Below are 25,260 nucleotides of genomic sequence, written 5' to 3' on the forward strand. Positions count from 1 at the left end.
TTCCTTAATTCGCTGTTTAAGCGTGGAGAATTGAAATGCGACATCCTTTAGTGATGGGTAACTGGAAACTGAACGGCAGCCGCCATATGGTAAACGAACTGGTTGCTAACCTGCGTAAAGAGCTGGCTGGCGTGGCTGGCTGCGCGGTTGCGATTGCTCCGCCGGAAATGTACATCGACCTGGCGAAACACGCAGCTGCCGGTAGCCACATCATCCTGGGCGCGCAAAACGTTGACCTGAACCTGTCTGGCGCATTTACAGGTGAAACTTCAGCGGAAATGCTGAAAGATATCGGTGCGCAGTACATCATTATCGGTCACTCTGAGCGTCGTACTTACCACAAAGAGTCTGACGAACTGATCGCGAAAAAATTCGCTGTGCTGAAAGAGCAGGGTCTGACTCCGGTTCTGTGCATCGGTGAAACCGAAGCAGAAAACGAAGCGGGCAAAACGGAAGAAGTGTGTGCACGTCAGATCGACGCCGTGCTGAAAACTCAGGGCGCAGCTGCATTCGAAGGCGTTGTTATCGCTTACGAACCGGTTTGGGCGATCGGTACCGGCAAATCTGCGACTCCGGCACAGGCACAGGCTGTTCACAAATTTATCCGTGACCACATTGCTAAAGCAGACGCGAAAATCGCTGAGCAAGTTATCATCCAGTACGGCGGTTCCGTAAACGCAGCCAACGCGGCAGAACTGTTCGCTCAGCCGGACATCGACGGCGCGCTGGTTGGTGGTGCTTCTCTGAAAGCTGACGCGTTTGCCGTCATCGTGAAAGCAGCAGAAGCCGCTAAGCAGGCGTAATGCCGTTAAAACGGGAGGATCTCTCCTCCCGTTTCACACCTCGTATCACCAGTAGCCCAGCCAGTGCCACCAGAAGGCACCCGTCACGATCCAGATGGTCAGGTTGACCACGCTCATCACTAATCCTGTTTTCCACCATTCCGCCAGCGTCACATAGCCCGAACCAAAGATAATGGGCGCCGTTCCCGTCCCGTAGTGAGTGAGCGACATCATCAGCGAAGAGGCAAAACCGAGCATCAGGCCAAGCAGCGCCGGCGGCGCCCCTAAGCCCAGCCCTGCGGCGAAGAAAGCCGCGAACATCGCCGTGATATGTGCGGTAGTGCTGGCAAAGAAATAGTGGGAATAGACATAAAGCAAAATCAGCAGCAGCGTCGCCACGCTCCAGTGGACGCCGAGATGGTCAATGGCGCTACCTACCGTGGTCGCCAGCCAGCCGACCAGCCCCAGCTTACTGAGAAAATCGGCCATCATCACCAGTGCAGCAAACCAGACGACCGTATCCCATGCGCCGCGACACTTGAGAATATCGTCCCAGTGCAATACCCCAGTCAGTAGAAGGATGGAAAGGCCTATGAGTGCCGCACTGGTAGGGTTAACGGCCCAGCCCTTGCCCATGAGCATTTCAGGCACGCCCGCCCACAGGCCCAGCAGCAAAATAAACACCGCGAGGGTGATTTTCTCGGCCAGAGACAGCGGTCCCAACCCATCGAGCTTTTGACGGGCAAACTGTGGCGCATCTGGCGTACGCGTGATAGCTGGCGGGTAAAGCCACCAGATGACTATCGGCATTACCACCAACGAGACCACCGCCGGAAGGAACGCAGCAACCGCCCACATCCCCCACGTCATGTGCAGCACGCCGTCTGTCCCTTTGGTCAAAAAGCTGACAATGAGCGGATTCGGTGCCGTCGCGGTGATAAACATGGCCGAACTGATCGGGTTAATGTTGTAATTCACCAGCGCCAGATAACGCCCCGTCGACCCATTATTGCGATCCCCTGGCTGGGAGCCAAGGCTTTCGGCTATGGCGCGCATTACCGGGTGGATAATGCCCCCGCCACGCGCGGTGTTGCTTGGCGTCACCGGCGCAATCAGCGTCTCCGCCAGGGTCAATGCCCAGGCAATACCCAGCGTACGTTTGCCAAACAGCGCAATAAATCCGTAGCCAATCCGCGCCCCCAGTCCGGTTTTTAACAAACTCTGCGACAGCATGATCGACAAGCCTATCAGCCAGATGAGCTGGTTAGAGAAGCCGCTCAGTGCGTCGTTAAGCGCTGCGGAAGGTTTGCTGGGATTCGTCACCCCAGTCATGGCCACCAGCATGATCGCCACAATCGCGATCGCGCCAATGGGGAGCGCTTTTCCGATAATCGCCGCAATGGTGCCGATAAACAGTGCCAGCAGATGCCATGCGTCAGGCGTGACGTCCGCAGGACAGGGAATGACAAACCAGATTGTCAGGGTGATAGCGATTGAGATAATCGCAGGCCAGCAGCGAATGGGGGTTAATCTGTCCATGGATCAATCCTTGAATTTTCAACGCATGACTATGCGTTTCGGTATTAACCGCCATTCGTACCGATAAAACTCCCCGCCCTCTCACAAAAGTAAAATTATCAGTGGATTACCGTTACAAATTCCCGGTAACGTTGAACCACACGTAGTCCAGCGGCAGCAGGATCAGATACGTCGCGATAGCCAATGCCAGACACAGCAGCAGCCCCATCCTTGCCGGTACTTTGCCTAAGGCCATTGCCACCACAATCGGGGATGCCTGATACGGTAGCAGCGGCGTTGAATACCCCAGCACCTGAATCATAATCACCGACAGCAGCGGGAACCCGGTGGCCTCTGAGAAACTCTGCGCCAGCGTGGTATATAACGCCGGAACGCCGTTAGCAGTCATGATAAAGTTAAGCGCCGTCGTGATGCCGGTCAGCGCCAGGAAACTGGTAAAAGGCCGTTGCGGATCTAACGGCATCACCTGGAGCAGCGCCTCGCCAACGGCGCTGCCGATACCCGTTTGGGTGACCACGTTCGCCAGCCCGAGAATACCGGCGACATAGAAGCAGGTGCGGGTGTTTACGCCGGAGGAAAACTCTTCACCCGTGATAAACCCGACGCGCGGAAGTAACGTAATGGCCGCCGCTGCCAGCCCGGTCCAGGCCGGACCTATACCATGCCAGCTTTCGGTGACCCACATCACCAGCACCACCGCCAGCATCCAGGCCAGTCTTTTTTCGTCATGGCTCATCGGCGGCAGCGGGGTAAGATCGCGCGGTGCATGGGGTTTGCCGGGAAATAACCAGCAGATGAGAATAATCAGCAGCGTCCCTTTCAGCCAGCCCAGCACGGGCGTGTGCAACAGCAGATACGGCAGATAATTCAGATGGATACCGTAAGACCCCTCCGCCGCCCCGCTCATCACCAGGTTGGGAACGTTGGCAGGCAATATCGTGGCGGAGAGTTGGAAGGTGCCAAACCCGACGGCAAGCGCCAGCCCGTACCACGCGCGGGTACTCTCAAGAATTCCGGCACGTTTCGCCATCGCCGCAACGACCGGCATCAACAGTGCGATGCGCCCCATATTCGACGGCATAACGAAGGCCAGCGCGTAGCTCAGTAGAACGACGCTTGATACCATCAGCGGCCAGGAATCCGTTAACCGAGAAGAAAGTGCCCTTGCCGCCCTGTCCGCCAGCCCCGTTTTACGGATCGCCACGCCCAGTACGAAACCACTGAACACCAGCCAGAATGCCGACGAGGCAAAGCCGCCGAAAATAACCTCCGGCGGGGCAATCTTCGCCACCATCGCAACGGTAAAGAAGAGCAGCGCGGTGGTGAACTCTGGCAATAGCGAAGTAGCCCAGAGCAGAATGGTGACAACCACTACCAGCGAGGGAAGGAAAAGAGGGTGAGTAAGCCAGAGCGACATGCCTGTCTCCTGTTGTTTTTTCAACAAGAATACGGGGACAGGCAGGCCGAGTAAATGGAAGACAGATGCGGGTTAACGCAGAATTTCACACTGATGATCCTGAATCTCTTCAGCCGACGCCAGGTTAAGCGCCAGTAAATTACGCTGCGTCGCCAGCAGCACAAACGAATCATCGCTCTGGCGCACCATGGCCAGCGCATAACTGCCCATATGGTCACGCGCGTCCGGTACTTCTTGCGCCAGCATGATGAACGGACTGCGTTGCGCCAGTTCACTTTCCGTCACGCGTCGCGCCAGATATTCATGCCCACGCAGTCCACCCGGCAGCGGTTGCCAGCGGGTACCCATTTTGGCATGGCTGGCGTCGAGTTGCGCCCGCACGTCAGGACGCAGGCAGGAGATATGGATGTGAAGATGGTTTTGCGTCCGCCCTGTGCGCGAGTTGATGGTGAGCGAAACGGCGCTGTCGGGAACATCCTGACCGTTTTTCTGGCTCATAAACACGCGGGACTGCCAGGCCAGCCAGAAGAAGTTGGGCGTGTTTTGCTCCAACAGTAGTGGGCTTTCGCTGCCGTTAATGCGGTACGTTGGCATCAAAAGATATTGCAAAGGGCCATTACGGTCTTTGAATACCACGTAGCCTGCATCCGGTTTAACTTCAGCACAGGGTGCCGGGTTTTGCTGCTGTAATTGATTCGGCAAGCATTGCTCGAGGACAATTTTACGCAGCGCGTCGGGATTTCCAGCCAGTTTCCAGTAAGTCACCCCCGCCACTGCGGCGATGACAAGAAGCGCCAGTAATCCAAAGCCTGTTTTTTTCATTACGCGTTCCCTGTATCTCAACGACCTGCAAGAGTAACGCAAAAGAATGACAAATAAAAAACCCGGCGGCTGGATGGCCTCCGGGCTTCTTTTTACATCGGTAATCAGCGCTTGCTTATTTGGTCGAACGTGCCGCCGTTGGCGAAGTGTTCTTTCTGTGCTTTCGTCCAGCCACCGAACACATCATCAATGGTAAAGAGTTTCAGCTTTGGAAATTCACTGTCGTATTTTTTCGCGACTTCCGCATCACGTGGACGGTAAAAGTTTTTCGCTGCGATCTCCTGGCCTTCCGGCGAATAGAGATACTTCAGGTAAGCTTCCGCCACGGCCTGGGTCCCTTTTTTCTCGGCAACTTTATCAACCACCGAAACGGTCGGTTCCGCCAGAATCGATTCACTCGGAGTGACGATTTCGAACTTATCTTTGCCCAGCTCGTTCGTCGCCAGCAGCGCTTCGTTTTCCCAGGCAATCAGCACGTCGCCAATACCACGCTCAACAAAGGTGTTGGTTGAGCCACGCGCGCCGGAGTCCAGCACTTCCACATTCTTAAACAGTGCTTTCACGAAATCCTGAGCTTTTGCCTGGTCATTGTTGTTGTGATGCAGAGCATAGCCCCAGGCCGCCAGATAGTTCCAGCGTGCGCCGCCGGAGCTTTTCGGGTTCGGGGTAATGACGGATACGCCCGGCTTAATCAGATCGTTCCAGTCATGAATCTGTTTCGGGTTGCCTTTGCGTACCAGAAAAACGATGGTGGAGGTATAAGGTGCAGAGTTGTCTGGCAGACGTTTGATCCAGTTTTTATCAATGCGCCCACGCTCGGCGATCGCATCAACGTCGTAAGCCAGCGCCAGGGTCACCACATCAGCTTCAATGCCGTTAATAACGGACGTAGCTTGCTTGCCGGAGCCACCGTGCGACTGGCGAACAACGACGTTATCACCCGTCTCTTGTTTCCAGTGTGCGCTAAACGCTTTGTTATACTGCTCGTACAGCTCACGTGTTGGATCGTAAGACACGTTAAGCAACTGAATATCCTTTGCCAGAACGCTGCCGGATGCCAGCAGCAATGTTAACCCCACGCCCCATTTGTTCATCGCCCAACTCTCTTATGTTGTGTTGTGATGAGCAAAGCGTGCCAGAAAGAAATCCAAACATTAAAGAATAAAAAAAGATTGGCTATAACTTGAGGGAATATGTGAGGCGATTGTGCCGGATGGCGGCTTACGCCTTATCCGGCCTACCCGAATCTGCGATCGGTAGGCCTGATAAGCGTAGCACCACCAGGCATATTAAATCAGTACAGTTTCTTAGCGCAGTCCAGCCAGTCACCTTTGAACGGACGCTTCATATTTTCAATAGCGTCGATGATGTCATGGTGAACCAGTTTTTCGTTCTGAATACCAACGCAACGACCGCCGTAGCCTTCCAGCAGCAGCTCAATTGCGTAAGAACCCATACGGGAGGCCAGAATACGGTCATAAGGTACCGGAGAACCCCCACGCTGAATGTGGCCCAGCACGGTGGCACGGGTTTCACGTCCCGTCTCTTTCTCGATGTAATGCGCCAGTTCGTCAACATCGCACATGTGCTCGGTGATAGCCACGATGGCGTGCTTCTTCCCTTTCGCAATACCCGCTTTGATTTCCGTTACCAGATCGTCACGGCTGAATTCGACTTCCGGTACGACGACGAACTCACAGCCACCGGCAATGGCCGCCGCGAGGGTCAGGTCGCCACAGTAGCGGCCCATCACTTCAACGATAGAGATACGCTGGTGAGAAGAAGAGGTGTCACGCAGACGGTCGATTGCTTCAACAACGGTACCCAGTGCAGTGAAATAACCGATGGTATAATCAGTGCCTTTGATGTCGTTATCAATGGTGCCCGGCAAACCAATGCACGGAAAACCCATTTCGGTCAGGCGTTTTGCACCCAGGTAAGAACCGTCGCCGCCGATAACGACCAGCGCATCGATGCCGCGTTTTTTCAGGTTTTCGATAGCCACTGCACGGATATTTTCGTCCCGGAACTCAGGGAAACGCGCGGAACCCAGGAAGGTACCACCACGGTTAATCATGTCGGACACGCTGTAACGGTCAAGCTGCACCATGCGGTCTTCGTACAGACCCAGATAGCCATCATAAACACCCATGACTTCCAGACCTTCCGTCAGCGCTGCACGCACCACTCCACGGATTGCTGCGTTCATGCCCGGCGCATCACCGCCGCTTGTCAACACACCGATTTTCTTAATCATGACTACCTCTGAACTTTGGAATGCAAAATGAAATCTGTTGCCGGAAGCCGATCCTGCATATCGAAACCCTCCAACGAATATGCTGATAGTATAACAATTGCTTCCTGCTGAATTGATTCAGGTCAGGCCAAATGGCGGTAATTTATACACAAAATGCGAGTCAGGCTCTCTTCTTTTTACGATGCTTTAAGAAAGCTCTAACTGTTTACCTTCCCTGGGCACGACGGAACAAGGATCCTGATGGATAATGACATCCGAACCTGGAAAACGTCGTAATATTGCCTGCTCAACCTGTTCAGCCACCAAATGCGCCTGAACGAGCGGCAGATTATCTTCCATTTCCAAATGAATCTGAATAAAGCGGGTCGGCCCTGACTGCCGCGTGCGAAGATCGTGAGCGCCGCTGACCCCGGGCCATGACGTCACAATTTCAAAAATTTCCTGACGTTCTGCATCGGGTAAGGCACGATCCAGTAATGACTGCACCGCTTCATAACCCATGCGTAAAGCGCTATATAAAATATAGATGCCAATCCCTAATGCAAACAACGCATCCGCTCGATGCCAGCCGTACCAGGCAAGCCCGAGCGCCACGAGAATAGCGCCGTTCATCATAACATCAGACTGATAATGAAGCATATCTGCCCGTACCGCCTGGCTCTGCGTGCGCTTCACGACCCAGCGCTGAAACGTGACAAGAATTACAGTACATATCAGGGCAATAATGGTAACCACAACCCCCACACCCGGATCTTTCATCGGCGTTGGGGTAATCAAATGCTGTATGCCGGTTAAAAACAGAAATAACGCCGAACCGGAAATAAACATACTTTGCGCCAGCGCAGCCAGAGATTCCGCCTTGCCATGACCAAACGTATGTTCTTCATCCGCCGGTTGCAGCGAGTAACGCACCACTAACAGGTTCGTAAGCGACGCGCCGATATCCACCAGCGAGTCGACCAGCGCAGCCAGAATACTGACCGAACCGGTATACCACCATGCAAAAATTTTGATCAAAAGTAACAGCGACGCCATCACTGTCGCCGCAATCGCCGCCCGGCTGACTAACCGCCCATAGGATTGAATCATAAACACTCCTGACATCTCATGCCGGTAGTATAACGGAAGGTGTAACACAACAAGTGATTATGAAGAGGACAATTTATCGCTCTACCAACTGTATTTGGTGAAAAGACAGTAATTCTTGAACTAACACCTAAAAATCCATTAAGTAAGGAGAGGTAAGAGTGAAGAAAAAGTCAAATTTAACATATTGAAATAAAAGGATTTAATATATCTCTCGTCTACATTTCATCTTCACTTCGATAAAAATATCGGCCTGATTTACGTCAAAGCCATTATTTCTACGTGGTTAAAGTATGTTGCCAGGCTGACCTTCGCCACGAGGAATTGGTGGAATAAGAGCTTCAGGAACTACCGCGCCAAATGCTGACTGATTTTGGTTTAGTGATTCATCGAGCCGCACCATGCTGTGAAGTTATACAGCTCTTATTTTGGTTAAGTCATGACCAGTGTATGATTGGTGAATACTTAACCATTTGAAGTGAAGGGATATACAGCTATGGGAGTATCAGGAGACAACTCAACAGTTACCAGTCTGAACCCAATATTCAAAGAAGTGTTCTGCGGTAAGCAGAAAAAACACTGGCTGGAGCTACAATTCGTTGATGAAAACAACAACGCGGTATCGGGGTTGAATGTACAACTTGAGTACCATCCTCTGGCTACGGAAAAAGAGATGGCCATGTTTCAATGGGGTGGGCACAGTTTTAATGCTACACCACCGCCCCATCCTCCTGCCGGTATTACCGACAGCGAGGGATTGGTCCGGTTCGATGATCTGTATTGGATTCATGTCAATGTAACAACGGATGGCCAGCAGCTCGCTGACGAAATGGAACAACGGCCGCTGGGTATTAGGCGCAACCCAAACAGCCAGCCAGTAAGTGGGAATGTCTTCAAACGAGAGACGCGGGACAAGAGCTGGCGTTCTGACGTGCAAGAAAAGGCGGAATCTGCCGGATACCAGCATCACTATGTAACCATCGGGGAATTGTGCAATCGGCTTCCTGACATGCCTGGCTGGGATGCGACTGAGCCGCCAGTATTTCATTTCCCGCCAGGCCGCTCATTGAAAGGGACGGTTATAGAGCGAGAAACTTTAGATAAGCGCCACGTTATTGAAATCTGCCCGTTCCGCGCATGGGTGTTAGCGCTTCATGACAGGAAAGACTATGACCTCGCTAATGGGTTGAATCTGGGTATTATGGCTGATCTGGCTTATGCCAAAGAATTTGACAAGGATAAAGACGCGCACCTTATCTCGCATTTTTTTGAACAGAAATGTCGGGATCTTTCCTGTATCCCTCAGTTCGCAGAATATCCTAATTATTTCCACACGCTGGCGGTAGACGTGCCGTTTAGGGGGCGTTATCTGACACCGCTCTATCTGAACACGTCACAGGTTCCTGAAGAACACTCCCCTGAGGGGGACTCCCGCCTTTTTGCAGTAGAATGCGCGTCACACGTGCTAGTTGCATGGTGCGGAACAGCGAGCGGGCTAAACGTAGTTACTGATGCATCCTTTGCGCCAAAACGCTGTCCGGGAACGCTTGGAGGGTCAGGGAACGTGCACGGTGGTTTTTTGGAAGCCTATCAGTTGATGAGTCGGAAGTTTGAGGACAAGCTTGATGCGATTAATAGAGCTTTAAAGAAGAAGAAAAAACTCTTCATCTGTGGTCATAGTTTGGGCGGTTCTCTGGCTCTGCTGTATGCCGCCGAGATGAAAGACTTTAATCCCGTACTGTACACGTACGGAATGCCACGCACCTTCACCCGTTCAGCGATGGCATCCCTGACAAGTATTACCCATTACCGACACGTTAATGATAACGATATAGTGCCCCAGGTTCCGCCGGATATGGATATGGACAGCCTGTTCTATCAGACGCTGGGGCCACTGGGGGATAAGCTGGGTTTTGACTGGCTGGTCACGTCAATAGATGGGCTTTACCCACTACTCTGGCAACGAAGTATGGAAGCTGAGATGGGGGTTAAGCTGAAGAGAGACCCATACTGGCATCATGGTAATGCCGTGGCATTTTTACGGGCGGTGCAGTCCTATATCCGCCGGCGACAAAGTCAGAAGCCGGGTGAGCCTTTTCCGGTGACAATCTCCTCAGTTGAACGGGCGGCCGTGAAGCTATTCGTGGTGCCGTCTCTCAATGATGATTGCCTGAAGGCGAGCGGAGAGCATCAGGCTGCGTTTACGCAGTGTCTTGCCCCGGGCGAGCTGGAGAAACGGTTTCCTCGGGGAGAAAATCTTGTCTCAGCCGGTTCAACCAGCAAACCGTTGAATCATTTTATGGCAAGCAAATACCTTCCTTATATCCACAATCAGGTGTTAGAACTTGCAAATCCGGCGCTGCCGATGGAAAGAAAATCCATGCGGAACCAGTTCCGTGAGGCTGTGGAAGAAAGCGCTGCTGAGTACCGGCAGCCAGATGAAGTCGCGCGCAACAGGATATTTTTGTCCCTGCAGGACAAGTTGCCACTAACGTTGCAGCGTATGCGTGAAAATGAGGAAGGGCTGAATGCCTTGAGCCGGTTTGTAGCAGTCACGGAGGAAGAAGTTGAACTTTCTAACTAAAAATCGCAGCAAGTTCCTCATCGTTCTGGTTCTTCTGTTTCTCGGGTACGAAATGTTTCTGAGCCGAAAACTCTCACCGCCCGCTAATTCTGAACAGATCACTATATCTTTCCGGGTGCCGGAGGGAGTGATGCTTTTACCGTTGGGAGGGGTGTATGTGTCATCGAAATGTACGAATACACGCCTTACCGGCGCTTTTAAAACTTATCAGGAAGATGCCACTGCGGGAGTTTCTCTGCCCTTTGTCAATGGGGTGGACAATCTCCGGACGGTCAGTATCGCAAAAGATGGCGGGGGAAGGTGCAAGTGGAAGTTGCTTTCCATTCAGGTGAGATTCAGGGCTGCTAACGATAATCCTCTCGCGAAGGGGGAAAAGGTAGTAGATACAACTTATGACTTTGATTTCATAGGGTATGGGGCTGATGGTGGTGGTTTCGGGACAAGTCGTACAAAAGAAGTGAAAGGCGATCTAGATATTAAAACTGACTTTTTCCCGATGATAACAAAATTCACTGATAACGATATTAATTTGAAGTTTTTCGGCGGTGATACAGCCAATGAAAAGTGGGGGCGACGTTTTAGTCTTAATGGCACCCGACATATTGCCATTGCTCCTGTAATTCACCTTAATAAGGTTGTGACCTTGTTGGCACCAGACAATACGGATAATTGGATAGCAATCTACCCGGATGGAAGTAAGGAAGAGATACCTTATATCTTCCCAGATTATGACAAATTACTGTCGATGAAATGATGCGTTCAACGAACTGAAAAGGATTTCATGAGATCATTTCGTCGATTTGAAATCCCTTGTTCTGAGCAGGCTTCCCACATAGAACCAGCAACGAAAAGTTATTTGAAAAGTTGCTAATTTGAAGCAAAGAGCTTCTTCAAGATGACCAAAAGTGCCTACAGTCTCGGAAACTGTAAACAAGGCAGGCTGGATCAATTTTATTAATCCACTGTTTTTACTTATAATTAAGTGTAATTATTGATAAAAAAAACCCCCACATCATGTGGGGGAAGACAGGGATGGTGTCTATGGCAAGGAAAACAGGGTTGTTACTGGGGACGTGAGTTGCTACTACTCAATACCTTCAACGGCGAACTTTTTTGCCATTGCGCCACGTCACGCAACTGCTCCATTCGTTGTTGATGTTTCTCATTTAAAACCGCTTGCTGTTCGGGCGTTAACAGGCGATACATCTGGTTGCGAACTCTGGCCATTTCGACCTGTCTGGCAACCTGTGCCTGCGCCATCTTTTCTGTCTGAGCGCGTACAGCGGTTTCATCAAATTTATCTGCGGTGACAAGGCGATGCATTGTCTCCATTTCGCTAACATTAACAGGCGGCTGCTCATGTCTGGCCTGTTGCATTAAATCTCGCAACTGCTGACGTTGATGTTCGGTTAAACTTATGCCGTCGAACATATGGTTTTGTACAGTGCGCGGCGCAGGTAACTCACCCGGGTGCCAGTTATCGCCTGTAACGACTTCAGCAGCATGGCTTAAAGTACTGAATGCCAGCGTTGAGGCCATGACGGCAGCGGTAACTTTGCGCATCACTTGCTCCCAAAATCTTTTCTGTCGCGATTCAACGAGAGACAGTCTACGATTCGGGCTGCAAACATGCGTCAGGGGGTGTAAAACAACGTAAAGTCATGGATTAGCGACGCCTGATGACGTAATTTCTGCCTCGGAGGTACGTAAAAAATGAATAAAATCCTGTTAGTTGATGATGACCGAGAGCTGACTTCCCTGTTAAAGGAGCTGCTCGAAATGGAAGGCTTCAATGTGACCGTTGCCCATGATGGGGAGCAGGCATTGGAACTTCTGGACGACAGCATTGATCTACTTTTGCTTGATGTAATGATGCCGAAGAAAAACGGTATCGATACCCTGAAAGCGCTTCGCCAGACACACCAGACCCCCGTTATTATGCTGACCGCGCGCGGCAGCGAATTGGATCGCGTACTCGGCCTCGAACTGGGTGCGGATGACTATTTACCGAAACCGTTTAACGATCGTGAACTGGTTGCGCGTATCCGCGCGATTCTGCGCCGCTCTCACTGGAGCGAACAACAGCAGAACAGCGATAACGGCTCGCCAACACTGGAAGTGGATGCGTTAAGCCTCAATCCGGGCCGCCAGGAAGCCAGTTTCGATGGACAGACGCTGGAGTTGACCGGCACGGAATTCACGCTTCTGTATTTGCTGGCGCAGCATCTCGGCCAGGTGGTATCACGTGAACATTTGAGTCAGGAAGTGCTGGGCAAGCGCCTCACGCCTTTCGACCGCGCCATCGACATGCATATCTCTAACCTGCGTCGTAAATTACCAGAGCGAAAAGACGGACATCCGTGGTTTAAAACCCTGCGTGGTCGCGGCTATCTGATGGTTTCCGCTTCATGATAGGCAGTTTAACCGCGCGCATCTTCGCCATCTTCTGGTTGACGCTGGCGCTGGTGCTGATGTTGGTACTGATGTTACCCAAGCTCGACTCACGCCAGATGACCGAGCTACTGGACAGCGAACAGCGCCAGGGGTTAATGATTGAACAACATGTTGAAGCCGAACTCGCGAACGATCCGCCTAATGATTTGATGTGGTGGCGTCGCCTGTTCCGTGCGATTGACAAGTGGGCGCCGCCGGGACAGCGGTTATTACTTGTAACCAGCGAAGGACGGGTGATCGGCGCTGAACGCAGCGAAATGCAGATCATTCGTAACTTTATTGGTCAGGCAGACAACGCCGATCATCCGCAGAAGAAGAAGTACGGTCGCGTCGAAATGGTAGGCCCCTTCTCCGTCAGAGATGGAGAAGATAACTACCAACTGTACCTGATTCGGCCGGCCAGCAATTCGCAATCCGATTTTATTAACCTGCTGTTTGACCGCCCGCTACTGTTGCTGATTGTCACCATGTTGGTCAGTTCTCCCCTGCTGTTATGGCTCGCCTGGAGCCTGGCGAAACCGGCGCGTAAGTTGAAAAACGCCGCCGATGAGGTCGCTCAGGGTAACCTGCGTCAGCATCCGGAGCTAGAAGCTGGCCCGCAGGAATTTCTTGCTGCCGGCGCCAGTTTTAACCAGATGGTGACCGCACTGGAACGCATGATGACCACCCAGCAGCGTCTGCTGTCGGATATCTCACACGAACTGAGAACGCCACTCACCCGCCTACAGTTAGGCACTGCATTGTTACGCCGCCGCAGCGGTGAGAGCAAAGAGCTGGAGCGCATTGAGACGGAAGCGCAACGCCTGGATAGCATGATCAACGACCTGCTGGTCATGTCACGTAATCAGCAGAAAAACGCGTTGCTCAGCGAAACGATAAAGGCCAACCAGTTGTGGGACGAAGTGCTGGATAACGCCGCCTTTGAAGCCGAACAGATGGGTAAATCGTTGACGGTGAACTTCCCTCCGGGGCCGTGGCCGCTATACGGTAACCCGAATGCGCTGGAAAGTGCGCTGGAAAATATCGTTCGTAATGCCCTGCGTTATTCGCACACCAAAATTGAAGTCGGTTTCGCAGTGGATAAAGACGGGATTACGATTACCGTTGATGACGATGGTCCGGGAGTAAGCCCTGAAGATCGCGAGCAGATATTCCGTCCGTTTTACCGAACCGATGAAGCACGCGATCGCGAATCGGGTGGTACCGGTCTGGGTCTGGCGATTGTCGAAACCGCGATCCAGCAGCACCGTGGCTGGGTGAAAGCCGAAGACAGCCCGTTAGGCGGTTTACGGCTGGTGATTTGGCTACCGCTGTATAAGCGTTCTTAACCGGGATGCCGGATGGTGGCGTAATGCCTTATCCGGCCCTCATAACCCGTAGGTCCGGTAAGCGGCAGCGCCACCGGGCAATCCTCAGCCGCGCAAACGTCGCGCTTGATCTTCAATCTTGCCGCTCAGGCGACGTTTCTGCATCGTTCTGGTCCAGCTTTTCGACAGCCCTGCTGCGGACATCAGACGGTGGTACTGATCGTCATCAAACGGCATATGCCAGGCGATAGCAATGGCTTCCTGCACGCTCACATCGCTGACGCGTGACACCAGCTCCAGCGGCGCCTCGGTCGAGACCTTGCCAGCCATGATGACGCTGCACAGCCAGCCCGTTTTGCCGCTGTTTTGCATCTGGCTTGCCATGTCGCAAATACCAAAATGGAAATTAAGCTTATGGCATGGCGAGCGCGGCTGCGTGACCTGAATCAGCGCCTCACCCCAGCGAAAAATATCACCAATGTAGACATTCTGCTCGGTCAGACCCTCGGTGGAGAGATTCTCGCCAAAAGCAGGGGCGACAAAGAGATCGGCCTGTTCAGGATATTCACGCGCCCAATATAAATAATGCTCACGCGGATAATGACACAGCGCGCGATCGGGCCCGCCGTGAATTTTCTTTTCCGCTTGCTCATCACCTTCCAGTCCCAGCTCCGTCAGCATCAGTTCGCCATCGAGCTGAATTTTGCTAATCGCGCTGGGGCGATTCCCTGCATAGTCCTGAATCTTCCCGCTGAATACGTCTACTGGATATCGCATGGGTCCCTCTCCCCGATAAAGTTGTCCTATTTAACCACAATTATTTTAACTCAGCCGCGCAAAATGCGAGCACGGTTCACTCCCCGCGCAAATATAAATGCTATCAATAGAAGTGTTTTTTGAAACGCTATTTCATAATGAGGAGTCAACAACGTGACAGTTCAATCGCAATTTGCTGGCGTCTGGTGCCCATCCATTACGCCAATGGATCATGACGGAAAAGTGGATCTCATCGGTCTGAAGCAACATCTCCAACGCCTGACAGAGGCGAAAATCGACGTCATTTTGCTAATGGGCAGTATCGGAGAGTTTGCCTCTTTCACGCTAGAGGAGAGGCTGTTGCTGATTCGTGAAGCGCGCAGCATGAGCCCGCTAAAAATGGTCGCCAACGTCTCTTCAACCTGCACCCAGGACGTTCTGCAAATGGCGCAGGAAGCCTATCGCACGGGGTATGATGCGGTGATGATTCTGCCGCCTTATTACTATGGCCAAACGCCGAAGCAGCTGCTGAGCTACTTCCGCCAGTTGGGCCAGAAACTCAGTGGAAAATGGTTTGCTTACAACTTTCCGCCGCGCACCGGCTGTGATTTAACACCGGATCTGGTCGCGACGCTTGCTGCCGAATTCCCCAATTTTGCCGGAATAAAAGATACCGTCGACTGTCAGTCTCATACCCGTAGCATGATCCAGAAAACCCGCGCAGTGCGCGACGATTTTGCGGTACTTTCCGGTTATGACGAATATTACATTCCGAATCTGTTGGCGGGTGGCGCAGGGATTATCTCGGGCTTAAACAACGTCATGCCTGAGCTGTTTGTCAGCGCGCGCGAGGCGTTTAAGCGCGGTGACCTGAATGCATTACAGGAGATCCAGCAGAAGATCGGCACCTATATGTCCATCTATGCCATTGGCGAAGATTTTGTTACCACCATCAAGACGGTGGTGTCACGCAAGTTCGGTTACTGTACCGGCGTTTCACGCAGCGCGGGCGGTGAGCTGAACGAGAGTGAATGTCGCACGATTGACGAGGTGTTTGGTCGTTAAACGTAAAAAGCCCGGCAGCGCTAACGCTGACCGGGCCTCTTCCCCTTTACTTTCCTAAACTTACTTCACCGCTGCACGAATATCTGCTTCCGCCGCTCGCGCTTTCACCTTCTTCGACCATACGGAGGTAATGATCGGCACCAGGATCGACGTCACAATCACGGAGGTCGCCACCAGAGACGTCGCCGCAGGCGCCATGGGTTTAAACGCTGGCACCATTTCAGCAATCAGCACCGGCGTCGCTACCGCCGCACCCGCCGAGCTGGATGCCGCTACGCCCGCCGTACCGTCACCGCCGCCAATCAGTCGGTCGGCAATAATCAGCGGAATACCGGTAACGATAATTACCGCCACGCCCAGCAGGATACCCAACAGACCGGTCTGGGCGATGACGCTCAGGTCAATGGTGTTACCGAGCGCGAAGGCGAAGAACGGAATCAGTGTCTGCACTGCTTTGCTGAAGAATTCACGCAGATCCGGGTCCAGGTTACCCAATGTAAAGCCGACCAGGAACGGCAGCACCGCACCGACGAACACATGCGGCTCAAACGAAGCTATCCCGGCGGTACCAAGGATAATCATGGTCATCAGCGGGCCAGATTCCAGCGACATCAGGACAAATGCGCCCGCTTCTTCTTTAGTGCCGTACTGCTGCATGATGGAAGCGTATAGGCCGCCGTTGGTCATATCCATTGCCGCCACCAGCGCCAGCGTGGACAACCCGGCGAAGAATCCGGCTTCAACGCCATGCTCGGGAATGATCCGCGAGGCAATCGCCGCGACCACCCACGCCACGGCAATCTTCGTGACCACCAGCGTACCGGATTTTCGTAGTACCGTGCCGGTTGCGCTGAGTTTGATCGATGCTCCCATGCAGAAAAACCACACGGCCAGAATCGGCACCGTACCGGTGATCATTCCGTTGGTAAAGGAGCCGAAATATTTCCCCGCATCGGGTGAGAAGGTATGACACAGCGCGCCCAGGAACAAAGGGACAAGCATCATGCCACCAGGGATTTTTTCAATTGTGCGTTTTATCTGCATTTCCATCGCCTCAGGATGTAAAGATGAGTAAACGATAGACATTCATAGCACAAATTAAAGTGATCGAAACCACATATAAAAACAATGTTTCATTTTTAATGGATCGCTGTTTTTATTTTGATTTTGATCACAAAAAAAACCCCAACGGCGTCACCGATGGGGTTCTGATTGTCATGCCGGGAAGTGGCGTATCGCCTTACCCGGCCTACAAACGTCTTTATTTCTTCGCAGCAAAACGCGCCGCAGCTTCGTCCCAGTTCACCACGTTCCAGAACTCTTTGATGTAGTCCGGGCGACGGTTCTGGAATTTCAGATAGTAAGCGTGTTCCCACACATCCAGGCCCACGATTGGGAAACCGGAAGCGCCAGAAATAGCTTCACCCATCAGCGGGGAGTCCTGGTTAGCGGTAGAGACAACGGCCAGCTTGTCGCCTTTCAGCACCAGCCACGCCCAACCGGAACCGAAGCGGGTCGCGGCAGCTTTTTCGAACTCGGCTTTGAAGTTATCAACGGAACCGAAATCACGTTCGATAGCGGCTTTCAGGTCACCCTGCAGGGTGGTGCCCTTTTTCAGGCCTTTCCAGAACAGGCTGTGGTTAGCGTGACCGCCTGCGTTGTTGCGCAGTACGGTTTTCTTATCTGCCGGCAGTTGATCCAGTTTGCTGATCAGCTCTTCCGCAGACAGATTCGCGAATTCAGGCAGGTTTTCCAGCGCCGCGTTAGCGTTGTTAACGTAGGTCTGGTGGTGTTTGGTATGGTGGATTTCCATCGTCTGCTTATCGAAGTGCGGTTCCAGAGCATCGTAAGCGTACGGCAGGGATGGCAGTGTATAACTCATATTCATCTCCATAATAATCGAGCGGCTGGGTGTTAACGCCGCGTAAGCAGTTGGTTCATTATAGTTAATTAAATGATATTGAAAATGATTATCAATGCCGTACTTTTTTTGTGGGTTTATCCCTGCTCTTACCCACTGAATTCGGTGCATTTAAACTCAGCCGTCAAGCCTGATACATCTTTATAAATTCCTGGAAAGATCGATATGTGAAACAGAGTTTCAAAATCTTTCTTTCGGTGCCAAATTTTGCCTGCGTTGGCAAAATCAAAAAGGTTATCGTGACCCAGCGCAATTAGATTTCCGGCAAATTATTAAAATTGCGAGGGAATCATGAAGCAACCTGGTTTTATACGTCTGGCTACGTTGGCCTTACTCTCAACACTCTCCTTTTTCTCCCATGGCGAAACCGTTTTGCGCCTCGCTTATGCGGAAAACAGCCAGCCGGTGAAGGATGCACTGCATTTCTTCGGCCAACAGGTTGAAGAGAAAACGGGTGGCGATATCAAAGTACAGTACTTCCCGGATGGCCAGCTTGGCGGGGAGCGCGAACTGGTGGAACTGACGCAGGTCGGCGTGGTGGATATCACCAAAGTCTCCTCCGCGTTGATGGAGAGCTTTTCTCCCGCCTACGGCGTCTTCTCGCTACCGTATCTGTTTGCCAGCGTAGAAGAATATTACGCGGTAATGGACAACCCGACGGTGATGGAACCCGTTTATCAGTCCACGGCGGCGCAAGGCTTTGTTGGCGTGGGCTGGTACGACTCCGGGGCGCGCAACTTTTATATGAGCAAAGGCCCCGTCAAAAGCATTGAAGATTTGCGCGGGAAAAAGATCCGCGTAATGCAGAGCGAAACGGCCATTCAGACCCTCAAACTGCTCGGCGCGTCCCCCATCGCGATGAGCCAGGCGGAAGTGTATACCTCATTGCAGCAGGGCATTCTGGACGGCGCGGAAAACAACGAGTTCGCGCTGACCATCGCTCGCCACGGCGAAGTAGCGCGCTATTACACCTATGACATGCACACCCGCATTCCCGATATTTTGCTGATGAGCACCCTCACCCTGGAAAAACTGACGCCGGATCAGCAGCGCATCGTCAAAGCCGCGATTCAGGACTCCATCGAATTTGAAAAAGCCGCATGGGACAAAGAGATCGAAAAAACCCGGCAGGCCGCTGTGAAGGATTTCAACGTCGAATTTTTTGAGATCGATAAAAAGCCGTTCCAGGCAGCGGTGCAGCCCATCTACGAAAGTTTAAAAGCGAAGCCGCAGCTTTACGCGCTTTATCAGCGTATCCAGAACGCCAAAAATTAATCTGAACAGGAAATGAAGATGAACACATTCAGAAAGGGACTTGATGTGGTGCTCGGCAGCGTTTGTTGCCTGGTGCTGGCAATCATGGTGGGCATCTCCTGCTGGCAGGTGATCAGCCGTTATATTCTGGGCGTCCCCAGTACCATTACCGAAGAGATGTTACGTTTTTTACTGGTGTGGGTTTCCATGCTGGGGATGGCCTATGTCGCAGGCAAAAAGCAGCATATCAGCCTGACCATCCTGCTGGACAAAGTCTCCCCGGCGCTGGGTATTCCGATGGGCAAAGTGTATTACGCCCTGCCCTGCGCTGGCGTCCTGATCATCCTCTATGGCCTGTTGAATATCGCTGAATCTCTGAAAGCGCCCCATTCCGCTTCCAATGTCTCTGAATCTGCTCTGGAGAAATCTCATGATTGACCCCATTCTGGCGTCCTGCACGCTGATAGCCGTTTTTGTTGTTCTGCTGGCGATGGGTGCGCCCATCGGGATTTGCATTGTTATCGCCTCCTTCAGCACCATGATGCTGGTACTGCCGTTTGATATTTCGATGTTTGCCACCGCGCAGAAAATGTTTTCCAGCCTCGACAGTTTCGCCCTGCTGGCGGTGCCGTTCTTTGTGCTCTCTGGGGTGATCATGAACAGTGGGGGCATCGCCACCCGGTTGGTGAATTTTGCCAAACTGTTTACCGGCAAATTACCCGGCTCGCTCTCTTACACCAACATCGTGGGCAACATGATGTTTGGCGCGATTTCCGGTTCTGCGATTGCCGCCTCAACCTCCATTGGCGGTGTGATGGTGCCGATGAGCGCGCGTGAAGGTTACGATCGGAGTTTTGCCGCTGCGGTTAACATCGCCTCTGCGCCTACCGGTATGCTCATTCCACCCACAACCGCGTTTATTCTCTACGCGCTGGCCAGCGGAGGCACATCCATTGCTGCACTGTTCGCAGGCGGTCTGGTGGCGGGAGTGTTTTGGGGTGTCGGCTGTATGCTGGTGACGCTGGTGGTGGCAAAACGCAACAACTACCGCGTCTTTTTCACCGTGCAAAAGGGCATGGCGTTAAAAGTCGCGGTTGAAGCCATCCCCAGCCTGCTGCTGATTGTGATTATTGTCGGCGGCATCGTGCAGGGAATTTTCACCGCCATTGAGGCTTCCGCTATCGCCGTGGTGTATACGCTGCTGCTGACGATGGTGTTTTACCGCACGCTAAAAATCAAAGATTTACCTTCGATTTTACTGCAAACGGTGATCATGACTGGCGTCATTATGTTCCTGCTGGCGACCTCATCGGCGATGTCCTTCTCGATGTCGATCACCAATATTCCGGCGGCGCTCAGTGACATGATTCTGGGGATTTCCGCCAATAAGATGGTTATCTTGCTCGTCATCACCGTCTTTTTGCTGGTGATCGGCGCGTTTATGGACATCGGTCCGGCGATTCTGATTTTCACGCCAATCCTGCTGCCAATCATGACTAAACTCGGTGTCGATCCGGTTCACTTTGGCATTATCATGATTTACAACCTGGCCATTGGCACCATCACGCCACCGGTGGGTAGCGGTTTATACGTCGGGGCCAGCGTCGGAAAAGTAAAAGTCGAAGAGGTCATCAAACCGTTAATTCCGTTCTATGCGGCCATCATCGGTGTGCTGCTGTTAATCACCTATATTCCGGAACTGACCTTATTCTTACCGCGCCTGTTGGGCATTATGTAATTACCTTGTGCCTGATGACGCTTCGCTTATCAGGCCTATAAAAAAACCGGTTGCCTTGCAGGTAACCGGTAAAAGGGAATAAATAATTATGTGGTGTAAATTTAGAAGGTATAACCTAGCCCAACACGGAAACGCGTCTGGCGTTCATCGCTGTTACTGCTGACGGAAACATTACCCACCTCAACGAAAGGTGACCACTGGTCGATGATATAAGCGGTTCTGAAGTTATATTCATAGTTGTCTTTGCCGCCGTCATACAAATCGTATTTGTCGGCTTTCTTATAAATACCTTCGATCGTCCAGTCAAAGTTATTCCATTTATACCCTGCCCAGACGTCCATACGATTAATCGTATCGTCATCACGCACATCAGAAGAGCGACGGACGTATTCAAAACGATAGCGAGCGCCCAGCCACCAGCTTTCGTTTAAGGTCCAGTGGGCGCGGAAATACGGTTTATAGTTTGAGTAACCATCGCCGGTTTCCAGCACAAAACCCGGTTGCCATGCAACATCACCGGTTTTGAACTGATAGCTTAACGTATATTCGTTGCCCTGCGTTTCCAGATCGTTAAAGGCTTTATTCGTATCATCGCCACCGGATTTAGAAATGGCTTCAATGGCAAATCCAAAGCCGTTCGCAAAACGGTGCGAGATATAAGCACGGTCATAGTTTGCTTTGCTGTCATCAAGATATTCGTGACGAACATCGACATATACTGCGTGCGCACTTGTTACAGTAAGAGGTAATAGTAAGAAAAGAGCTTTTCTCATGGTAAGTTCCATTTAATTAAGATTTAAAACACTGTTTTAGTGAAGCACTGGAACAGTAATACGCAATTTTTGCTACGACAATATCGTCGAATGTCTTTAATTTAATTTTGAGAGTGCGTTCAAAAAGAAAAATAAAATAAATGAAATACCTATTCGCAACAAAATAAAAATAACACCATCTCATATGCAGCATTTATATAGGGATATTCTTAAGTGGCTATGCCACTGAAAAATAAGACATATTTTCGACATCAAAAACATAAATATTAAACGGAAATTCAAATAAATATTATATAGTCCGGTTTTATCGTTAAGATATTCCTCATTTATGTGGGAATGTGATCCGCTACGCGCTCTTCTTTGTATTATTGCCAGTAAACTAATCTCGTGTCGTTATTATTAAGGCGAAAGACGTTTTCACGGTTTTCTGCCAAAGGATAAGAAAGCAAAGTATATTACGCTGGCTGTTTCGACATTTTTAAAACGTGACCTTTATCACCCACTTAACGCGCTGATTGCCAGAAAGGATGAAACCACGGCAATCGTTAAAAGGTTATGCCGCTGCGCAATTTTTAAACTCATCACGTCGGAAGGGTTATACCGACGATAAAAACAATGAGGATTACGTGATGAGTAACGCGATTACGATGGGAATCTTTTGGCATTTGATAGGTGCGGCCAGTGCAGCCTGTTTCTATGCTCCGTTCAAACAAGTCAAACAGTGGTCATGGGAAACGATGTGGTCCGTCGGCGGGATCGTATCGTGGCTGATTCTGCCCTGGACCATCAGCGCTATGCTGCTGCCTGATTTCTGGGGCTATTACAGCTCCTTTAATCTCTCCACCCTGCTGCCTGTGTTCCTGTTCGGTGCCATGTGGGGCATCGGAAATATCAATTACGGCCTGACGATGCGCTATCTCGGCATGTCGATGGGCATTGGCATTGCAATCGGTATTACCTTGATTGTCGGCACGCTGATGACGCCGATTATCAATGGCAACTTTGATGTACTTATCCACACCGAAGGCGGAAGGATGACGCTGCTGGGCGTGCTGGTTGCGCTGATTGGCGTTGGCATTGTCACCCGCGCAGGCCAGCTCAAAGAGCGCAAAATGGGTATCAAAGCCGAAGAGTTCAACCTGAAAAAAGGGCTGATGCTGGCGGTAATGTGCGGCATTTTTTCTGCCGGTATGTCATTTGCGATGAACGCGGCGAAGCCGATGCACGAAGCGGCGGCGGCGTTGGGCGTAGACCCTTTATATGTCGCGCTACCCAGCTATGTGGTGATCATGGGCGGCGGTGCATTAGTCAACCTGGGCTTCTGCTTTATTCGTCTGGCAAAAGTCAAAGATTTGTCGATAAAAGCGGACTTCTCGCTGGCAAAATCGCTGATCATCACCAACGTTCTGCTTTCCGCGCTGGGCGGTCTGATGTGGTATCTGCAGTTCTTTTTCTATGCCTGGGGACACGCAAGCATTCCGCCACAGTATGACTACATCAGTTGGATGCTGCACATGAGCTTCTACGTGCTGTGCGGCGGCATTGTCGGTCTGGTGTTGAAAGAGTGGAATAACGCCGGAAGACGTCCTGTGGGTGTACTGAGTCTGGGCTGCGTGGTGATTATTATCGCCGCCAATATCGTCGGCCTGGGAATGGCGAGCTAATCGTTTTGGGTGCTGAGATGACGCCACTGACTGGGCGTCATCCCGGTTTCCCGCGTAAACACCACCGAAAAGTAGTTACTGTCCTCAAACCCGCACTGCATCGAAATCTCACTGATCATTAACCGGCTGTGCTGAAGGAGGTACTGTGCATGGCAAACCCGCACCTGCCGCTGGTACTGGTTGATGGTCATCCCGGTCTGACTACGAAACTGCTGGCGCAGCACACGCTCGCTGCACGCTTCCTGATCGCAAAACTTATCCAGCGCAAACGGCCGTTCCAGACTGCCCGCCAGCGCGGTGATCAGTTTATCCAACAACGTTTCGCTGGAGGTCGCCGTCATGCTATCGGTGGCATAGCGGTGACGTTTTAGCGTCATCACCAGTTGCCCAAACAGCAGTTCCGCCATCTCGTTGGCAAGCGGATCGTGGTGATTACTTTCATGCTCAAGCTGACCGATCACCTGGCGGGCCTGCGTCATTCCTGCGCTTCCCAGTCGCCAGTGAGGTTGTCTCTGGGTGCCGTTAAATCCGGGAATCGCACTCTCCCAGCCCAGGTTTAGCTTCAGTCGTTCCGGGCAGTAGATAATATTCTGTAAGACCAGATCGTTGACCGAGGTATAGGAGTGTTTATCTTCGGCGCGGATGTAAAACAGGTCGCCACGGGTGATGCGATACGGACGGTCATTCAGCACGTGCAATCCGTTGCCGCGCCAGACCATCACCAGCTCGCAGAAATCATGAGTATGCTCGGCAAAGACATTTTGCGGGTAGCGGTCAGCGACGGCGACAGCTTGTTTGTCACTCGCAAAAAAATCAGCTTTTAGAAGGACTAACTCATTCGCCACCAAATTCTTCCTTGCCGGATGGCGGCGTCGCCTTATCCGGCCTACAAATAACGTGACACGTAGGCCGGATAAGACGCTAAAGCGTCGCCATCCGGCATAACAATTGAATCATTACTATCAAATCTCGCGGCAAAAAACGTTGATACTATTCGCGTTACTGAAGTAAGGCATCGCGCCCCTGACGGATGTCGCGCGGTGACCAGTTAAACTCGCGGCGAAACAGCGTAGAAAAGTGGTTACTGTCGCCAAAACCGCAGTGATAAGCGATTTCCGTGACGCTTTGATCGCTGTGCCGCAACAGGTGGCGGGCTTTGATTAAACGCAGGCGATTCAAATAACGCTGCGGTGTCAGCCCGGTATGCTGCTTAAGCTGGCGGTGCAGCGTGCGCAGAGAAAGCGAAAACTGATCGGCCAGCGCTTCCCAGCACACCTCTTCGGCAAAATGGTCTTCCAGCCATGCCATCAGATGGTTTAACCGCGCGTCGTTGTTGGCTGCGCCTTCCATTAGGCTACTGCGACGTAACAGCACCAGCAATTGCATAAACAGAATTTCGCGGTTTGCCACCACCGACAGATCTTTCTCATCCCCGACCAGCTCCATCTGCGACACCAGTAAGCGTACCTGCTGAAGCACACTTTGGTTTACCCGCCAGTGGGAGGGATACAAGCCGTCCTGCTCCTGCGGCAGCAATTGGTTGAGCCCGGCAAGAAACTGAAACGCATCGGGGGACCGGTAGAGCACATTGGTCAGACACAGGTTGTCAGTATGTTCATACAAATGTCTGTCATGGTCGCGCACGAAACAGACCGTGCCGCCGCTGATGGTGTAAGGCTGGCCATTGAAAACGTGGATACCGGTGCCGTGTTCAACGATCACAATTTCATGGAAATCATGATGATGCTCGGGAAAGGCAGACTGAGGAAGTCGCGGTTCAATAGCCACAGGCGCGGTGCCTGATGGAAAAAAATCCACGCTATGCAGTACGGTCATCACGA

The 25,260-nt window shown here is 51.9% G+C and carries 23 protein-coding genes; 10 read left to right on the forward strand and 13 right to left on the reverse strand.

The genetic code is table 11. The features are described from left to right. The first annotated feature begins 35 nt into the window (after positions 1–35). Positions 36–803 (forward strand): triose-phosphate isomerase, encoded by a 768-nt coding sequence (gene tpiA, locus HVY19_RS19645; RefSeq protein ID WP_003028783.1) that lies wholly within the window; start codon positions 36–38, stop codon positions 801–803. 45 nt (positions 804–848) lie between these two features. Here tpiA and HVY19_RS19650 read toward each other — a convergent pair whose 3' ends face one another. The 6 genes from HVY19_RS19650 to fieF form a co-directional block, all read right to left on the reverse strand. Then, positions 849–2,321, reverse strand: a complete 1,473-nt coding sequence (locus HVY19_RS19650) for a DASS family sodium-coupled anion symporter (RefSeq protein WP_181682248.1) — start codon at positions 2,319–2,321, stop codon at positions 849–851. A 112-nt stretch (positions 2,322–2,433) separates the two neighbouring features. Beyond that, positions 2,434–3,738 carry an SLC13 family permease gene (locus tag HVY19_RS19655; RefSeq protein WP_181682249.1) on the reverse strand — a complete coding sequence of 435 codons (1,305 nt, stop codon included), beginning with the start codon at positions 3,736–3,738 and terminating at the stop codon, positions 2,434–2,436. 72 nt (positions 3,739–3,810) lie between these two features. Beyond that, entirely contained in the window at positions 3,811–4,560 is a 750-nt protein-coding gene (locus HVY19_RS19660; RefSeq protein WP_181682250.1) for a CDP-diacylglycerol diphosphatase, read from the reverse strand. 104 nt (positions 4,561–4,664) lie between these two features. Next, entirely contained in the window at positions 4,665–5,654 is a 990-nt protein-coding gene (gene sbp / locus HVY19_RS19665; RefSeq protein WP_181682251.1) for a sulfate/thiosulfate ABC transporter substrate-binding protein Sbp, read from the reverse strand. 200 nt (positions 5,655–5,854) lie between these two features. Next, positions 5,855–6,817, reverse strand: a complete 963-nt coding sequence (pfkA, locus tag HVY19_RS19670) for a 6-phosphofructokinase (RefSeq protein WP_181682252.1) — start codon at positions 6,815–6,817, stop codon at positions 5,855–5,857. Positions 6,818–7,003: 186 nt separating this feature from the next. Next, entirely contained in the window at positions 7,004–7,906 is a 903-nt protein-coding gene (fieF, locus tag HVY19_RS19675) for a CDF family cation-efflux transporter FieF (RefSeq protein WP_181682253.1), read from the reverse strand. Between the two features lie 493 nt (positions 7,907–8,399). Between fieF and HVY19_RS19680 the strand changes: the two genes are divergently transcribed. Next, on the forward strand, positions 8,400–10,487 hold the full coding sequence (locus HVY19_RS19680) for a lipase family protein (protein WP_181682254.1): 2,088 nt from the start codon (positions 8,400–8,402) through the stop codon (positions 10,485–10,487). After that, positions 10,471–11,241 (forward strand): hypothetical protein, encoded by a 771-nt coding sequence (locus tag HVY19_RS20855; RefSeq protein ID WP_249419093.1) that lies wholly within the window; start codon positions 10,471–10,473, stop codon positions 11,239–11,241. Before HVY19_RS19680 ends, HVY19_RS20855 begins: the two co-directional genes overlap by 17 nt. Positions 11,242–11,549: 308 nt before the next feature. Here the strand turns inward: HVY19_RS20855 and cpxP are convergent, their stop codons facing one another. Continuing rightward, complete coding sequence (cpxP, locus tag HVY19_RS19690) at positions 11,550–12,050, reverse strand: cell-envelope stress modulator CpxP (RefSeq protein ID WP_181682255.1); 501 nt, start codon at positions 12,048–12,050, stop codon at positions 11,550–11,552. Between the two features lie 150 nt (positions 12,051–12,200). On the opposite strand from cpxP, the gene cpxR reads away from it, so the two are divergent. Further along, entirely contained in the window at positions 12,201–12,899 is a 699-nt protein-coding gene (gene cpxR / locus HVY19_RS19695; protein WP_181682256.1) for an envelope stress response regulator transcription factor CpxR, read from the forward strand. Next, positions 12,896–14,269, forward strand: coding sequence for an envelope stress sensor histidine kinase CpxA (gene cpxA / locus HVY19_RS19700; RefSeq protein WP_181682257.1), 1,374 nt, complete (start codon positions 12,896–12,898; stop codon positions 14,267–14,269). The genes cpxR and cpxA overlap by 4 nt, the downstream gene beginning before the upstream one ends. An 84-nt stretch (positions 14,270–14,353) precedes the next feature. Here the strand turns inward: cpxA and yiiM are convergent, their stop codons facing one another. Next, positions 14,354–15,025, reverse strand: a complete 672-nt coding sequence (gene yiiM / locus HVY19_RS19705) for a 6-hydroxyaminopurine reductase (RefSeq protein WP_181682258.1) — start codon at positions 15,023–15,025, stop codon at positions 14,354–14,356. Positions 15,026–15,178: 153 nt separating this feature from the next. Between yiiM and HVY19_RS19710 the strand changes: the two genes are divergently transcribed. Next, positions 15,179–16,069, forward strand: a complete 891-nt coding sequence (locus HVY19_RS19710; protein WP_181682259.1) for a dihydrodipicolinate synthase family protein — start codon at positions 15,179–15,181, stop codon at positions 16,067–16,069. Positions 16,070–16,129: 60 nt separating this feature from the next. On the opposite strand, the gene kdgT is transcribed toward HVY19_RS19710, so the two are convergent. Together kdgT and sodA are read right to left on the reverse strand one after the other, a co-directional pair. Continuing rightward, positions 16,130–17,113: a 2-keto-3-deoxygluconate transporter gene (gene kdgT, locus HVY19_RS19715; RefSeq protein WP_181682260.1), complete on the reverse strand. Its 984-nt coding sequence runs from the start codon at positions 17,111–17,113 to the stop codon at positions 16,130–16,132. A gap of 217 nt (positions 17,114–17,330) precedes the next feature. After that, a complete protein-coding gene (gene sodA / locus HVY19_RS19720; protein ID WP_181682261.1) occupies positions 17,331–17,951 on the reverse strand; it encodes a superoxide dismutase [Mn] in 621 nt (206 codons plus the stop codon). Positions 17,952–18,281: 330 nt separating this feature from the next. Here sodA and HVY19_RS19725 point away from each other — a divergent pair, with 330 nt between their 5' ends. The 3 genes from HVY19_RS19725 to HVY19_RS19735 are packed head-to-tail and all read left to right on the forward strand — an operon-like array spanning position 18,282 to position 20,982. Continuing rightward, positions 18,282–19,265, forward strand: a complete 984-nt coding sequence (locus tag HVY19_RS19725; RefSeq protein WP_181682262.1) for a TRAP transporter substrate-binding protein — start codon at positions 18,282–18,284, stop codon at positions 19,263–19,265. A gap of 18 nt (positions 19,266–19,283) precedes the next feature. Continuing rightward, a complete protein-coding gene (locus tag HVY19_RS19730) occupies positions 19,284–19,682 on the forward strand; it encodes a TRAP transporter small permease (protein ID WP_181682263.1) in 399 nt (132 codons plus the stop codon). After that, entirely contained in the window at positions 19,675–20,982 is a 1,308-nt protein-coding gene (locus HVY19_RS19735) for a TRAP transporter large permease (protein WP_181682264.1), read from the forward strand. Before HVY19_RS19730 ends, HVY19_RS19735 begins: the two co-directional genes overlap by 8 nt. 101 nt (positions 20,983–21,083) lie before the next feature. Here the strand turns inward: HVY19_RS19735 and HVY19_RS19740 are convergent, their stop codons facing one another. Further along, positions 21,084–21,767, reverse strand: coding sequence for an oligogalacturonate-specific porin KdgM family protein (locus HVY19_RS19740; protein ID WP_181682265.1), 684 nt, complete (start codon positions 21,765–21,767; stop codon positions 21,084–21,086). Between the two features lie 617 nt (positions 21,768–22,384). Between HVY19_RS19740 and rhaT the strand changes: the two genes are divergently transcribed. After that, complete coding sequence (gene rhaT / locus HVY19_RS19745) at positions 22,385–23,419, forward strand: L-rhamnose/proton symporter RhaT (RefSeq protein ID WP_181682266.1); 1,035 nt, start codon at positions 22,385–22,387, stop codon at positions 23,417–23,419. On the opposite strand, the gene rhaR is transcribed toward rhaT, so the two are convergent. Beyond that, the gene (gene rhaR / locus HVY19_RS19750) at positions 23,416–24,264 is read right to left on the reverse strand and encodes an HTH-type transcriptional activator RhaR (protein WP_220132934.1); all 849 of its coding nucleotides are present in this window, start codon (positions 24,262–24,264) and stop codon (positions 23,416–23,418) included. The two genes, rhaT and rhaR, sit on opposite strands and share 4 nt — an antisense overlap. 154 nt (positions 24,265–24,418) lie before the next feature. Further along, positions 24,419–25,255 (reverse strand): HTH-type transcriptional activator RhaS, encoded by an 837-nt coding sequence (rhaS, locus tag HVY19_RS19755; RefSeq protein ID WP_181682268.1) that lies wholly within the window; start codon positions 25,253–25,255, stop codon positions 24,419–24,421. Between the last annotated feature and the right edge of the window lie 5 nt (positions 25,256–25,260).

Source organism: Citrobacter sp. RHB25-C09 (genome assembly GCF_013836145.1).
Taxonomy (GTDB): Bacteria; Pseudomonadota; Gammaproteobacteria; order Enterobacterales; family Enterobacteriaceae; genus Citrobacter_A.

Bases quoted from the DNA above. Each gene is read 5' to 3' on its own strand.
- HVY19_RS19660 (WP_181682250.1), bottom strand. From the start codon at position 4,560: ATGAAAAAAACAGGCTTTGGATTACTGGCGCTTCTTGTCATCGCCGCA.
- sbp (WP_181682251.1), bottom strand. From the start codon at position 5,654: ATGAACAAATGGGGCGTGGGGTTAACATTGCTGCTGGCATCCGGCAGC.
- rhaT (WP_181682266.1), top strand. From the start codon at position 22,385: ATGAGTAACGCGATTACGATGGGAATCTTTTGGCATTTGATAGGTGCG.
- HVY19_RS19650 (WP_181682248.1), bottom strand. From the start codon at position 2,321: ATGGACAGATTAACCCCCATTCGCTGCTGGCCTGCGATTATCTCAATC.
- cpxP (WP_181682255.1), bottom strand. From the start codon at position 12,050: ATGCGCAAAGTTACCGCTGCCGTCATGGCCTCAACGCTGGCATTCAGT.
- cpxA (WP_181682257.1), top strand. From the start codon at position 12,896: ATGATAGGCAGTTTAACCGCGCGCATCTTCGCCATCTTCTGGTTGACG.
- pfkA (WP_181682252.1), bottom strand. From the start codon at position 6,817: ATGATTAAGAAAATCGGTGTGTTGACAAGCGGCGGTGATGCGCCGGGC.
- yiiM (WP_181682258.1), bottom strand. From the start codon at position 15,025: ATGCGATATCCAGTAGACGTATTCAGCGGGAAGATTCAGGACTATGCA.
- HVY19_RS19725 (WP_181682262.1), top strand. From the start codon at position 18,282: ATGAAGCAACCTGGTTTTATACGTCTGGCTACGTTGGCCTTACTCTCA.
- kdgT (WP_181682260.1), bottom strand. From the start codon at position 17,113: ATGCAGATAAAACGCACAATTGAAAAAATCCCTGGTGGCATGATGCTT.
- HVY19_RS19740 (WP_181682265.1), bottom strand. From the start codon at position 21,767: ATGGAACTTACCATGAGAAAAGCTCTTTTCTTACTATTACCTCTTACT.
- cpxR (WP_181682256.1), top strand. From the start codon at position 12,201: ATGAATAAAATCCTGTTAGTTGATGATGACCGAGAGCTGACTTCCCTG.
- sodA (WP_181682261.1), bottom strand. From the start codon at position 17,951: ATGAGTTATACACTGCCATCCCTGCCGTACGCTTACGATGCTCTGGAA.
- tpiA (WP_003028783.1), top strand. From the start codon at position 36: ATGCGACATCCTTTAGTGATGGGTAACTGGAAACTGAACGGCAGCCGC.
- HVY19_RS19730 (WP_181682263.1), top strand. From the start codon at position 19,284: ATGAACACATTCAGAAAGGGACTTGATGTGGTGCTCGGCAGCGTTTGT.
- HVY19_RS19680 (WP_181682254.1), top strand. From the start codon at position 8,400: ATGGGAGTATCAGGAGACAACTCAACAGTTACCAGTCTGAACCCAATA.
- HVY19_RS19735 (WP_181682264.1), top strand. From the start codon at position 19,675: ATGATTGACCCCATTCTGGCGTCCTGCACGCTGATAGCCGTTTTTGTT.
- fieF (WP_181682253.1), bottom strand. From the start codon at position 7,906: ATGATTCAATCCTATGGGCGGTTAGTCAGCCGGGCGGCGATTGCGGCG.
- rhaS (WP_181682268.1), bottom strand. From the start codon at position 25,255: ATGACCGTACTGCATAGCGTGGATTTTTTTCCATCAGGCACCGCGCCT.
- HVY19_RS19655 (WP_181682249.1), bottom strand. From the start codon at position 3,738: ATGTCGCTCTGGCTTACTCACCCTCTTTTCCTTCCCTCGCTGGTAGTG.